Source organism: Asticcacaulis sp. AC402 (assembly GCF_000495835.1).
In the GTDB taxonomy this organism is placed as follows: domain Bacteria; phylum Pseudomonadota; class Alphaproteobacteria; order Caulobacterales; family Caulobacteraceae; genus Asticcacaulis.
Genome location: NZ_AWGC01000013.1, coordinates 59,306 through 72,366, shown reverse-complemented (window position 1 = coordinate 72,366; position 13,061 = coordinate 59,306). Strand labels below are relative to the sequence as shown.

The 13,061-nt window shown below is 59.6% G+C and carries 13 protein-coding genes; 10 read left to right on the top strand and 3 right to left on the bottom strand.

Annotated elements, in window-relative coordinates; genetic code table 11:
* Positions 1 to 4: 4 nt before the first annotated feature.
* Positions 5 to 415, bottom strand: a complete 411-nt coding sequence (locus tag ABAC402_RS27910) for a PaaI family thioesterase (protein WP_023449016.1) — start codon at positions 413 to 415, stop codon at positions 5 to 7.
* Between the two features lie 423 nt (positions 416 to 838).
* Between ABAC402_RS27910 and ABAC402_RS27905 the strand changes: the two genes are divergently transcribed.
* The 3 genes from ABAC402_RS27905 to ABAC402_RS27895 all read left to right on the top strand — a co-directional run bounded on the left by ABAC402_RS27905 (position 839) and on the right by ABAC402_RS27895 (position 5,212).
* Positions 839 to 1,372, top strand: coding sequence for a hypothetical protein (locus tag ABAC402_RS27905; RefSeq protein ID WP_023449015.1), 534 nt, complete (start codon positions 839 to 841; stop codon positions 1,370 to 1,372).
* Positions 1,373 to 1,398: 26 nt separating this feature from the next.
* Complete coding sequence (locus ABAC402_RS27900) at positions 1,399 to 3,411, top strand: TonB-dependent siderophore receptor (protein WP_082179882.1); 2,013 nt, start codon at positions 1,399 to 1,401, stop codon at positions 3,409 to 3,411.
* A gap of 157 nt (positions 3,412 to 3,568) precedes the next feature.
* Positions 3,569 to 5,212, top strand: coding sequence for a methyl-accepting chemotaxis protein (locus tag ABAC402_RS27895; RefSeq protein ID WP_023449013.1), 1,644 nt, complete (start codon positions 3,569 to 3,571; stop codon positions 5,210 to 5,212).
* 45 nt (positions 5,213 to 5,257) lie between these two features.
* Here the strand turns inward: ABAC402_RS27895 and ABAC402_RS27890 are convergent, their stop codons facing one another.
* A complete protein-coding gene (locus ABAC402_RS27890; protein WP_023449012.1) occupies positions 5,258 to 5,815 on the bottom strand; it encodes a hypothetical protein in 558 nt (185 codons plus the stop codon).
* A 395-nt stretch (positions 5,816 to 6,210) separates the two neighbouring features.
* Here ABAC402_RS27890 and ABAC402_RS27885 point away from each other — a divergent pair, with 395 nt between their 5' ends.
* The 7 genes from ABAC402_RS27885 (at position 6,211) to rimM (ending at position 12,581) form a co-directional block, all read left to right on the top strand.
* Positions 6,211 to 7,434, top strand: coding sequence for an LL-diaminopimelate aminotransferase (locus tag ABAC402_RS27885; RefSeq protein ID WP_023449011.1), 1,224 nt, complete (start codon positions 6,211 to 6,213; stop codon positions 7,432 to 7,434).
* 92 nt (positions 7,435 to 7,526) lie between these two features.
* Positions 7,527 to 7,691 (top strand): hypothetical protein, encoded by a 165-nt coding sequence (locus tag ABAC402_RS40155; protein WP_155847347.1) that lies wholly within the window; start codon positions 7,527 to 7,529, stop codon positions 7,689 to 7,691.
* 252 nt (positions 7,692 to 7,943) lie between these two features.
* Complete coding sequence (locus tag ABAC402_RS27880) at positions 7,944 to 8,171, top strand: hypothetical protein (RefSeq protein WP_023449008.1); 228 nt, start codon at positions 7,944 to 7,946, stop codon at positions 8,169 to 8,171.
* Between the two features lie 251 nt (positions 8,172 to 8,422).
* Positions 8,423 to 9,685, top strand: a complete 1,263-nt coding sequence (locus ABAC402_RS27875; RefSeq protein ID WP_023449007.1) for a glycosyltransferase — start codon at positions 8,423 to 8,425, stop codon at positions 9,683 to 9,685.
* A gap of 269 nt (positions 9,686 to 9,954) precedes the next feature.
* Positions 9,955 to 11,520, top strand: a complete 1,566-nt coding sequence (gene ffh, locus ABAC402_RS27870; RefSeq protein WP_023449006.1) for a signal recognition particle protein — start codon at positions 9,955 to 9,957, stop codon at positions 11,518 to 11,520.
* 23 nt (positions 11,521 to 11,543) lie between these two features.
* The gene (gene rpsP / locus ABAC402_RS27865; protein ID WP_023449005.1) at positions 11,544 to 12,011 is read left to right on the top strand and encodes a 30S ribosomal protein S16; all 468 of its coding nucleotides are present in this window, start codon (positions 11,544 to 11,546) and stop codon (positions 12,009 to 12,011) included.
* 69 nt (positions 12,012 to 12,080) lie between these two features.
* Positions 12,081 to 12,581 (top strand): ribosome maturation factor RimM, encoded by a 501-nt coding sequence (gene rimM, locus ABAC402_RS27860; RefSeq protein ID WP_023449004.1) that lies wholly within the window; start codon positions 12,081 to 12,083, stop codon positions 12,579 to 12,581.
* Positions 12,582 to 12,880: 299 nt separating this feature from the next.
* Here rimM and ABAC402_RS39695 read toward each other — a convergent pair whose 3' ends face one another.
* Positions 12,881 to 12,997 (bottom strand): SDR family oxidoreductase, encoded by a 117-nt coding sequence (locus ABAC402_RS39695; protein WP_235079931.1) that lies wholly within the window; start codon positions 12,995 to 12,997, stop codon positions 12,881 to 12,883.
* Positions 12,998 to 13,061: the final 64 nt, after the last annotated feature.

Genomic DNA, 13,061 nt, shown 5'->3' with positions numbered 1-13,061 from the left:
GGCTTTACTTCGGATAGATCAGCATCTGGGTGCAGCGGAACAGAGCGATGGTCTTTCCGCTTTCGGGGTGGGTAACGGTCACATCCCACACCTGGGTCGTGCGGCCCATGTGTACCGCCTTGCCGATAGCCGCGAGCGTGCCCTCACGCGCGGTCGCCAGGTGGTTGGATTTCAGCTCGACGGTGGTGAAGTTGACCGCACCATCGGGCAGCGAATGGATGCAGCCATAACCCGCCGCCGTATCGGCCAGGCTAACCACCGTGCCGGCATGGAGGTAGCCATTGGGCGCCGTCACCTGCGGCTGGATCGAAAGCTCGGCGTGGAGTTCGCCGTGCGCCACATGGGTAATGCGGATACCAAGGTGGCCTGGCAGGGTGCCCTGGCCCCATTGGTTGATGTCTTCGAGGGTTCTCATGTTTTTTGTTCGCCCAATAGTGGGCGGATGTCAACGGCCGAGGGGTGTCTTTTCCGCGCTGGAAGGGGCGTGCCATTTCCGCGGCCTTAAAGGGCTGACTGAAGAGTAGAGTCGAAGTTATACTTAAACTTACCAAAAGTAATACTTATAAAAGTTATAACACATTGATATTACATAATAAAATAACTTCTTTACCGGAGATCGCAAGCCTCTTTGTGGTCGGACATACCGAGACTGCCGGTCGGCCATACTCTTATTTTGAAAGACTTTCGGCAACGTGTTCATAGCTTGGTTAGCGTAAGCGCTTCTCCTGAACTGACATATGTTAGTCCCAGCAAAAAATCGTTCCCATGGCACATTTACTTGCAATTAACCAAGTCAAGTTACTTGCTTTTGCAACAGTATAGTTTCCCGAGGCTGGATATGTCAAAACGTCTAACGCACGCAACGGCCCTCGCGACGGCGGTCGCAACGCTTTTTTTGGCGCCACTTTCCGCCCATGCGGATGGTGCCAGAGAAATTCAGGTCGCCGGCCGAACCCTGACCTTTCTTGATGGCGGGCCGACGGGCAAGGTTACCTTTGCCATCGTCTACGACGCATCCAAACCGGCCTCGGTTGCCGAGAAGGATGAGGTCATGGCGGCCCTGGGTTCGGGCATGGCGGCTGGTTCCGCGACCATCGTCGGAAAGCCGGTTGAGGCGGGTGCCATAGGCTCTGCCGGTGATGTCGGCGCTTACTACATTACGCGTGGTGTCAACTTCACCGCCGTAGGTTCTGCGGCCAAAAGCAAGAAAATCCTGAGCATTGGCTCTGACATGGCCTGCGTAAAGGCCGGTGCCTGCGTCATGGGCGTGGCTGCCACGCCCAAGGTTGAAATCGTCGTCAATTCCGCCACAGCGGCTGCGGTCGGCGCCAAGTTCAAGGCCGCTTTCAAAATGATGATCAAGGAAATTTGAGCGCACATCGCGCCGGAGTTTGTACCATGCGGAAAATAACCCCTCTCTTTGCAGCAGCTCTTGTGAGCCTGCCCTTCCTGACCGGCGGCGCTGCCGCGCAGTCGATCGATTATGGGTCGCTGGAGGCTTTGTTCGGAGAACCGGTCACCACCTCGGCCACCGGCTCGCCCCAGCGCTCGACCGAAGTCCCCGTCGACATGACCATCATTTCGGCGGAAGACATCAAGCGCTCAGGTGCCCATGACCTGCCAACCCTGCTCGGCCGGGTGCCAGGCATCGATGTGCTTAACTGGTCGACCTACGGAGCGGACATCGGGGTGCGCGGCTATAACCAGCCGATGTCGCCGCGTCTGCTGGTTCTGGTCAACGGGCGCCAGGTCTATCTCGACCACTACGGCTACACAGCCTGGTCGACCATTCCTGTCCAACTGTCGGAAATCCGCCAGATCGAGGTTGTAAAAGGTCCGAACGCCGCCCTGTTTGGTTTCAACGCAGTTTCCGGCGTCGTCAATATCATCACTTTCAATCCCCGCTACGACGATGTCGACGGTGGTTCGGTATCGGCATCTTCGCGCAACGGTAGTGAAGCTTCGCTGACTCATACCTTCCGCCCGGCTTCGGCGATCGCCGCCCGTATTTCCGCAGGTGCCTCGCGCGCCGACGAATGGGACAACACCCTTGGCAGCAGGGCCGCCGGCTATCGTGCAGAAGTGTCAAAAGCTACTGTGAATGTCGATACGGTCTGGACCGTCAGCGAGAAGACCGAAGTTCGCTTTGAGACCTCCTTATCGAACAGCCAGACCAATGACATGATCTCCCTGTTCGAGGCCGTGCCGTCTAAGTACCTGACCAGTTCCGTCAAGCTTGGCTTGACGTCCGATACGAAAATCGGGGTGATAAGCGCTGTTGCCTACCGTAATGCCCTCAAGCACAATGTCTTCCTGGTGCACGCCAATGGTAGTTACGACAATGTGATCACCCATGTCGGCGTTCAGGACCTGTTCAAGATCGGCGCCAAACACACCATCAGGCTGGGTCTGGAAGCCAGAAACAACGAGCTTACGACCTCTCCCATTGCCGGCGGCAAGGTCAGTTATGACGTCGTGTCGGCCTCGGCCATGTGGAACTGGGCGGTCCGCGATTCCTTCAGCGTCTCAGCGGCGGTGCGCAACGATACCTTGTCGTTGAAGCGTGAGGGCAGTTTTGCGCCCGGTTTTCCGCTGGCCAGCAATGCCAACTGGGACCGCGATATCTCGAAGGTGAGCTACAATCTCGGCGCCGTCTGGCGCGTCAGTGACCGCGACTCGTTACGTTTGATGGCAGCGCGCGGCGCCCAACTGCCAAGTCTCGTCGAGTTGGGTGGGCTGCAATTGAGAGTGCCCTATCCCGGTTTTTCGGTCGCCTTTATGGGAAACCCTTTCCTTGAACCGACAGTCGTCGACAATCTTGAACTCAGTTACGATCGCACCTTCGATTCAGGCAAGTTGGGCGTGCGCGTTTTCAGCCAGAAAAGCGAGGCGATCAAGGGTCAGCCGTCATCAACGGCCCTGTTCCAGATGCCGACGCTGACCAGTTTGCCGGCTGTGTCTTGGCAGAACGTCGCCGATTCTGAAATGACCGGCTTTGAGTTATCCGCCTCCGGAAGACTGGGTCAGGCCTTCCACTGGAATGCCGATGTAACGGCAACCGACGTAACCGACGAGGCCTATCCCGGCGTAGCGCTGCCGGCGCAGAAAGCTGATTTCTCCCGGATGACACCGAAAACACGCGGCAACGTCGGACTTGGTTGGGCAGGCGGCAAGTGGACGGTCGATACCTTCCTTCACTATACCGGCGACTTCACCTCTTACACGCCTTCCTCGTATGTCGTGGTCGAGGTCCCCGCGCACACGACCCTGGCTGCCAATGTCAGCTATGACCTCGGAAGCAATATGACGATCGCGGCCAGCGGTCAGAACCTGGTTGGCGGCAAACAGGTCCAGACCTCGGGCTTCAAAGTGCCGGCCACGGTCTTTGTGACCCTCAGTAAACGTTGGTAATTTTCGGCGCTGCTGGCTTTCCCGGCAGCGCCTCTGTTCAGTTTTATGTGAGACCCATATGACCTCTCAGGCTCAAAACCGCTTGTCTCCAAGGCCCCGGACGAATTTTGCGCGCCCGTCTGACTGGCCTTTCATCTGGAAATTTCTTGTGCCGTCCATGGTGGCGATGGCTCTGATCGTCGTACTCGCGATGGCCGCTACCCTCGCCTTGCAGACCCAGACCAAACGCATGGACACCGTGGTCAACGGCGTGATGGACAATGCCTTGTTCCTGGGTGAGGTTCGCGCCGAGCTGCGTGGCGACGCCCGCGACCTCTACAATGCTCTGGCGGCTCGCGCGGGTGGTGACACGGTCACGGGCTCAGCTGCCAATACCGCCAAGATCGCCGAAAGCCTGAAGTCGTTGCAGGACAAGGTCAAGGCGCGTGGCGAAAAGTTGAGCGATGCCGAAGACAAGAAGGCCTTCGCGGAGATGACCACGGAGATCGAGACCCAGAAGGGGGCCGTTGAGTTTGTCTCGTCTATGCTGGAAATCGACCTGAACGCGGCCATCTCCTTCCTGCCGCCCTATGCCGCGTCAGAACAAAACACAGATGCCATCGTCCAGAAGGTATTGAAGCGCACCGAAGCCCGCGCCAAGGCGGAGGCCGCCGAAAGCGTTAAGTCGGCGCAACGTGATGTCCTGGTCATTGCCGTTCTGGCAGCCATAGCTGCCATCGCCGCCGGCGGGCTGGGTGTCATCATTGGACGCAGCACGTCAACTTCGATCAAGGCGATTGCCGACGCCACCCATCGACTGACCAACGCCGACATGTCGGTCGAGCCGTCGAAGCTCCAGCGTGGCGACGAACTGGGCCAGGTGGTCCAGGCGTTGCAGGTGTTCAAGGATGTGACCCAGCAGAGTCGAGCCATGGCGCTCGAACAGGAGGAAGCGTCGCGCGCTCGCCTGGCCCGTGCCGTCGAAATGGAGCAACTGATCGGCGGTTTCAACCGCGATTTCAGCGGCCTGATCCGCGGCGTCGAAAAGGCGTCGAGCCATCTGGAGCAGTCGGCCTCGATCCTGACCTCGGCTTCGTCCGAAAACGCCAGCCGCGCCCATTCCGCGGTGACCTCGATCTTCTCGGTGCGCGATTCGATGAGCGCGGTCGCTGCTGCTTCGGAAGAACTTGGCGCCACCATCTCTGAAGTCGACCGCCAGGCGACGGCTTCGGCCGGGGTCGCCCGTGACGCCACCAGTCGCGCCGAACATACCCAAAATGCTGTGGCCGAGCTAACCCAGGCCGTCAGCCGCATCAATGAAATCGTCGACCTGATCTCGTCGGTCGCCAAGCAAACCAACCTGCTGGCCCTGAACGCAACCATCGAGGCGGCGCGCGCTGGTGACGCCGGTCGCGGCTTTGCCGTCGTGGCGCACGAGGTCAAGAGTTTGGCCGAACAGACCTCGAAGGCGACCGAGGAGATCCGCGGCCGTATCGGCGATGTGCGGCGCGCCGCCGACCGGACCACTTCGGAGATTGGCAACATCGCTGGGGTCATCGTCCAGATGCAGGGCATTTCGGAAAACACGTCCGAGTCTGTGCGGCAACAGGTCCAGGCCACCCGAGAAATCACCGTCAGCCTGTCCTCGGCCCTGCGCGGCGCCGGTGAAGCTTCCGCAACGATCGAAGAGCTAAACCACGCCGCTGAAGAGGCTGGCACAGTGTCCGGTGCCGTGACAGAAGCCTCGCACAGCCTGTCGCAGCAAGCCGACCAGATGAAGTCGGTGGTCGAGAGCTTCCTGAAGCGCGCGGCGACGCTGTAGCTTTTTACTTCTCCCCGTGAAAGAACGGGGAGAAGGCTTTTTCGTTCAATGCCTCTCTGTCACCTTCGCCGTTGTCCCTGGCTTAATGTTCAGCACCATGATCTGTGGTGGTGCGCCGAATCTGACCGGCAGACCACTGGAACCCAGACCGCGCGTTACGATCAGGATGCGGTTGTTGATGACTTCGTAGCCGTCGGCTGTATCTTCGGTATGTCGAACGACCCTTACCGGCGCGCCGATCAGTGGTAACCGGACCTGGCCGGCATTATGTGTCAGAGTCAGTGTGGCGGCGCCAGCCGGGAGCGCTACGTTCTCCGGTGAGCGGAGAGGGCGGGCGCCGAATTCCTTTCGGCCTTTGAGAACGTCGCCGCCAATATAGTCCCCGGTCAGCAGGATGACGTCGGGTTTCCGGCCTTCGACCCGTTTTGCAATGTCGCGGACACGCTCAGGCGGCATGTGGACGTCGTCGACATGGATATCGGATAGCTGCACGACCTGCAACGTTTCGGTGTTTCCCGGCCAGGCCGGGACTTCGACGTTGAACTCCGAAACAACAGTGCTGCGTGGCTCGAACCAGAAGGCGTCAGCGGCCATGGCGATCATTGCCACGCCGATAGAACGGCTGAAGGCGTGTTTGCAGGACTAACCAGGTCTGCTTTTGACTCCCTCTCCCCACTTGAGGGGAGAGGGCGGGGGTGAGGGGTCTCCTGTTCGCTCCTGCGGTCTCATTTTTGCAGGTTCTTCGCTAATCCCCGGAGGGCAGAGTGATGTATCTGTCAGTAGGAACCCCTCACCCTGCCCTCTCCCCTCAAGTGGGGATAAGGAGCATCGCCGGTGCCTGACGCATCGTTGCGTGCGTAATTTTCTCACCCGACGCAAAAATTTCCCAATAACGCCGATTTTCAAGCCAAAATTTTGCTCTTACTGACGTGACAAATATCACCGGATGCGCCATACGGAGGGTTCTGTTGTAACCCCGTTTCAGGCTCCAACCCGTCATGCGCGACTTCTATCGTATCCGCCGTCTGCCCCCTTATGTCTTCGAAGAAGTCAACAAGGTGAAGGCACGGCTGCGCGCAGAGGGCGTCGATGTCATCGACTTCGGCATGGGCAATCCCGACATGCCGACCGCGCCTCACATCGTCGACAAACTGATCGAAACGGTCAAAAAGCCCAAGACCCACGGCTACTCCGTTTCCAAGGGCGTCCAGGGCCTGCGCAAGGCCATGGCTGGCTATTACGACCGCCGCTACGGCGTCAAGCTGAACCCTGATACCGAAGTCGTGGCGACGCTCGGCTCTAAGGAAGGCTTTGCCAACCTGGCCATGGCTATAACGGCGCCCGGCGATACCGTCATTTGTCCGAACCCGGCCTATCCCATCCACGCTTTCGGATTCCTGATGGCCGGCGGGGTCATTCGCCACGTCCCGGCCTTGTCGCCTGAACAATACCTGTCGGGCATCGACAAGGCTGTGAAGCACTCCGTGCCGGCACCGTCGGTGATGATTGTTTCCTATCCGTCCAACCCGACGGCGCAGTGGGTCGATCTCGACTTCTACAAGGAGGTCATCAAGATCGCCCAGAAGCACGACCTGCTGGTCCTGAGCGACATCGCCTATTCGGAAATCTATTTTGACGATAACCCGCCGCCGTCGCTGCTGCAGGTCAACGGCGCCAGGGAGCGTTCGGTCGAAATCAACTCGCTGTCCAAGACCTATGCCATGGCGGGCTGGCGCATCGGCATGGTGGTCGGCAATTCAGAAATCTGCGCCGCCCTGTCGCGGGTCAAGTCGTACCTGGATTATGGCGGTTTTGCACCAATCCAGGTCGCTGCTGCCGCCGCTCTGAACGGGCCGCAGGAGAACGTTGCCGAGATCCGCGCGACCTATAAAGCGCGCCGGGATGTTCTTATCGACTCAATGAAGCGCGCCGGCTGGGATATTCCGGCGCCGCCGGCTTCGATGTTCGCCTGGGCGAAGATCCCGCCGAAGTTCGAACATCTTGGCTCGATCGAATTTGCCAAGCTGCTGATCGAAGAGGCCCATGTCGCCGTTGCGCCGGGCCTGGGCTTCGGCGAATACGGGGAAGGCTATGTTCGCATCGGCCTGGTTGAGAACGAGCACCGTATTCGCCAGGCGGCGCGCAACATCAAAAAACTGTTGCAGCCGGCGGGCCGCAATACTCTCGATGACGCTGCCGTAATGGATCAGCCCGCCGCGTAACCGACGGCAGAGAGAGCGCGCCGCGAAAAAACGTAAAATGCCGGCGCGCAACATCAAAAAACTGTTGCAGCCGGCGGGCCGCAATACTTTCGATGACGCTGCCGTATTGGATCAGCCCGCCGCGTAACAGCCGGCAGAGGGGGCGCGCCGCGAAAAAACGTAAAATGCCGGCGCGCAACATCAAAAAACTGTCGCAACCGGCGGCTCGCAATACCCCGGACGAAGAGGTGCCCAACACCGCAGCCAACACCGCTTAAATCCTAACACAATTTGTCATGACAGCCCTGTCACCCCTTACCGGGTAGGGTTTTGAGATTATACGCGACCAAGCATGTTATTAATCCTTCATATATTCTTTTTGACTCTTCCCAAGATTTGGGCTTTGATAACTGTTATTGTGCACCGCACAGTTTTTGCAGGATCCTGACATTTTCGGGAAGCCATCTGCATCGACACCGTGGCATGGTTTGGGCTTGGATAGCTTCCGTCGTTGTTAGTGAGGTAAGGGCGTGGTCAGTCTTGAGTTCGATCTGAGTACCGAGTCGGAAAGCGACGCCTTCTTCGGTGCCTTTTTCAAGTTTGTCGAAGCCGCTTCGATTCAGGACGCCGATTCCATCTCGGTCCGCTCCGATCCCGCGGGCGATCATTTGACCAAGGTGGTCACGTTCGAAGACGAACTACAGGCCGATCAGTTTAAGACCTACTGGACACAACGCCGGCGCTGGCTGGGTCTTTGAACCTAGCTTAGGTTTGTTGGATAATAACGAGTTCATGCGGTCGACCGGAATAGCGAGCCCTTTGATTTCAATTTGAGCGCAATCCGACAAATTGTGCAGCACTTTTCGGATAAATTGCGCCACAAAACAAAAATATAGTGCGGGGTTTTGATCCCACCAAAACGCATTCCGCTCTAACATGCCGCTTCATTTGTTTTCCAACGGGCGCTAAGCTGGGTCAGACCATTTCCAGCTCAAGAACATTCTACATCATGCCCGGGTTGCGCTACCTGCCTCTGCGTTATCGCCTGCCCCTCATCCATGGTGGGCTCAACCTGCTGGCGCGCGGCCGTTGCGGCTCCTGGACAAAGGCGGGCGCTGTTGCACCCAAACCCGGCCCCCTGGTCGTTTCCGGCTTTTTGCGCGAAACCTTGGGCATCGGCCGGGCCGGCCGGATGACCGCGCGGGCGCTGAAAGCCGCCGGATTTTCCCCGATCGAACACGATTTGCGGCCGGCGTTCAAACATCTGGTGTTCCAGGGCGCGAAACTGCCCGGCGACGGCGGAGTGTGGCTTATCCATGCCAATGCGCCGGAATGCCTGGTCGCCTTCATGGCGCATGCGCCGCAAACCTGGGCGCATCGCTATCGCATTGGCTACTGGGCATGGGAAACGCCAAAGGCGCCAGCCGATTGGGTATGGCTGGCCGATTATTTGCACGAAATCTGGCTGCCGTCCCGCTTCGTCCATGACGCCATGGTCAAGGCCTTCCGGCAGGCTGGTCGCGACGATCTGAGCTCGCGGTTGCGGGTCATGCCGCATCCGGCACCGCATCCCGTCGCCATCCCCTATCATGATGCTCAGCAGAAGTTCGGTCTGGACCCCGACCTGTGTGAGGTGCTGTGCCTGTTCGACACCAAGTCCGGTGCGGTTCGCAAGAATCCGTGGAGTGTCCTGGAAGCCTGGCGCGAAGCGTTTCCTTTACCGGCGGCGCATGCCCGCCTGACGCTCAAGGTCAGCGATATGTCCGGCGATCGCGATAGCGAGCAGCGTCTGACAAATGCTGTGGCCATCCGGCCCGATATCCGGGTGATCACGCAACGCCTCTCGGATGCTGACATGGATGGGCTGATAGCGGCCAGCGATGTGTTAATCTCGCTGCACCGCTCTGAGGGATTTGGCCTGACGCTTGCCGAAGCCATGGCGTCTGGGGTTGGGGTGATCGCTACCGGCTGGTCCGGCAATATCGACTTTATGAATGACAATAATTCGCGACTGATCCCGGTGCGGACGATTCCAATCCGAGACCCCGACGGTCCCTATTGTATTGTTGTCCGTGACAGCGACCAGGTCTGGGCTGAGCCGGATGTGTCTGCGGCTGCGGAGGCTTTGCGGGCGTTGACAACCGATGAGGTCCTGCGCCGTCACCTGATCGCGGCGGCCCAGCGCGATGTCCGTAAACTGGATGCGCCGTGGCAGTCCGAAGTGTTGAAAACGATGGCCCTCAATCTGTACCTGGGTGCAGGCAATCCCTGAATACCGCTTTCGCCGACCTTCACGGGGAGTGGGCGCGCCTCAAGAGATCGTTCAATATGTTATCGGCCGCTGACTTGACTCTCCGATCCGTTTCCGCCATAAACCCCGCCACATCGCGCGCCTTTGGCGTGCTCTAATTCAGAACCCTTCGTCATCACGACCCCGGCACAGCGCTTGGACAGAGGATGGGAAGGATCCCCGACAGCGCGTGGCGCCCTCGGGGATTTTCTGTTTGGGTGCAAACCGGACGCGAACGGAGAATTGAGATCATGTTCGACAGCTTGAACGAGCGCCTATCCGGTCTTTTTGACCGCCTGTCAGGCCGTGGCGTCCTTTCGGAAAAGGATGTCGACGAAGCCCTGCGTGAAGTGCGCGTCGCCCTGCTGGAAGCCGACGTCGCCCTGCCAGTGGTGCGTCAGTTCATGACAAAGGCCAAGGAACTGGCCACTGGCGAAGAGATCATCAAGGCGGTCAAGCCGGCCGACCAGGTCGTCAAGATCGTCTATGACGGCCTGATCGACATGCTGGGCGGCGAAGAGCCGGAACCGCTGAACCTGAATGCTGTACCGCCCGCCGTCATCCTGATGGCCGGTCTGCAGGGTTCCGGCAAGACCACGACTTCCGCCAAACTGGCCCTGCGCCTGACCAAGTTCGACCGCAAGAAGGTCATGATGGCTTCGCTGGACACCCGACGTCCGGCCGCCATGGAGCAGCTCAAGCTGCTCGCCGAACAGGTTGGCGTCGACTTCCTGCCGATCGTGGCCGGCCAAAGCGCCACCGACATTGCCCGCCGCGCCTTGCAGGCCGCGAAGATTCAGGGCTTCGATGTCCTGATCCTCGACACCGCCGGCCGCACAACGCTCGACGAAGCGCTGATGAGCGAAGCCGCCGAGATCGCGCGCATCGCCAACCCCGTCGAAACTTTCCTGGTCGCCGACAGCCTGACCGGCCAGGATGCCGTGCGTACGGCCGCCGCCTTCCATGAACGCCTGCCGCTGACCGGTCTTATCCTGACCCGCGCCGACGGCGACGCCCGCGGCGGCGCCATGCTGTCGATGCGCGCCGTCACCGGCCTGCCGATCAAGTTCCTCGGCGCCGGCGAAAAGGTCGAGGCCCTGGACGTCTTTGATGCCCGCCGCGTTGCCGGCCGCATCCTGGGTCAGGGCGATATTGTCGCCCTGGTCGAAAAGGCGGCCCAGGAACTGGACCAGGCCAAGGCAACCGCCATGGCCAAGAAGATGGCCAAGGGTCAGTTCGACCTGGACGACCTGGCTGAACAACTGCGCCAGATGAAGCGCATGGGTGGGATGAGCGGTATCATGAATCTGTTGCCGGGGGTGCAGAAGGCCAAGAAGCAGATCGACGAGATGAATATCTCGGATAAGACCTTCGACCGCCAGGTGGCCATCATCACCTCGATGACCAAGATGGAACGCAAGAAGCCGGACGTGCTGAACGCGTCGCGCAAGCGCCGTATCGCTGCCGGCGCCGGTGTCGAAGTCATGGAAATCAACCGCCTGCTGAAACAACACCGCCAGATGGCCGATACCTTTAAAGCGATGTCGCGCTCCAACGGCCGCGGTGCCATGGGTCAGATGGCAAAAATGTTTGGCATGGGCGGCGGTGGCATGCCCAATCCGTCCCAGATCGCCGACATGGCCAAGACGCTCAACGCTCCGGGCGGCCCGTCCCAGGCTGATCTCGAAAAGATCCAATCGATGGCCGGCAATGCCGGCATCAAGCTGCCCGGTCTCGGCAGTCCAGCCAGCGGCTCCCCCTTCTCCGGCTTACCGGGCCTGCCCGGCTCCAAGCCTTTTAACCCGACCAAGAAATAAGCGATCAAACCAAGGAACTGAACATGCTTAAGATTCGTCTCTCCCGCGGTGGCTCCAAGAAGCGCCCGTACTACACCATCGTCGTCGCCGAAAGCACTGCGCCGCGCGACGGTAAGTTCATCGAAAAGGTGGGCACCTACAACCCGATGCTGCCGAAGGACGCCGTCCGCGTCACCCTGAAGTCGGAGCGCATTGCCGAATGGCTGAAGAAGGGCGCCCAGCCGACCGACCGCGTCGCGCGCTTCCTGTCGCAGGAAGGCCTGGTCACCTGGACCGCCAGCAACAACCCGAAGAAGGGCACCCCGGGCAAGAAGGCCCAGGAACGTGCCGCTGAACGCGCCCAACGCGAGCAGGACCGTCTCGACGCCGAGGCCGCCGCCCGTGAAGAAGCCGCCGCTGCTGCTGCCGCTCCGGCTCCGGTCGTCGAAGAAGCCGCTGCAGAACCGGAAGTCGAAGTCGCCGTGGCTGACGAAACTCCCGCTTCGGAATAAGCTTTGCTGCGGATTCCCACATACGAAAGGGCCGGAGCGATCCGGCCCTTTTATTTTGAGATTTTTCTGATGACAAAACCCAATCTGGTTCTCGTCGCTCAGGTCGGCGCACCCCATGGTGTCCAGGGCGAGTTCAAGCTGATGAGCTTTATGGACGATCCGATCAGCCTGCTGGAATATTCCCCGCTTCTGGATGCCGCCGGCAAGCCGGCCCTGGTGGTGACCAGGGCGCGTTCCCACAAGGGCGCGCTGCTGGTCTTCGCCGAACAGGCGCCCGACCGTACGGCGGCAGAAAAGCTAAAGGGTCTGAAGCTGTATGTCGATCGCGCCGATCTTCCGGACACGGACGAAGACGAATATTACGTCACCGACCTGATTGGTATGCAGGTTTTCGACTTGGCCGGAACCGAGATCGGCAAGGTGGTCAATGTCGACAATTTCGGCGCTGGCGACCTGCTGGATGTCAAGCCACTGGAAGGTGTCAGCTTCTATGTTCCCTTCACTCTGGCCCAAGTGCCGGAGGTCCATACGGCCGAACGCCGGATTGTGGTGGATCTGACCGGACTTTAAGGAAGTGGGTCCACAGATCTCACAGATTAGAGGGATTAAGCAAGAAAGGGCGCCTTGGACTACGCTAAGCGCCTCTTATACCAAGCCACATAAAGAGTGACGCTTTGTATTCGCATTTTTTCAGCTCAAGCGCCGGACCAGGCGCCCCCCATGGCTCTTCGCATAAGCTCGGGCGCCCAAGAAACATGCGCTGGCGCGCTTGCCAGTCCGCGATGAGTCAAGGTCATCGCGGGCTGGTATTAATCCCTCTAATCTGTGAAATCTGTGAACCCACTTATCTTAAGGCCGCTACGCGGCAATCAGGTGTGAATCCCGCCAGCGACTTCGATGCGCTGGCCGTTGATCCAGCCAGCCTCGTCTGACAGCAACAGCGATACCACCCCGCCGATATCGTCCGGCAGTCCCGCCCTGCTCAAGGGCGTCCGCGAAGCAATCATCGCGTTCAGCTGGCATTGTCGCGCACCGCGCCGCCGCCATCAG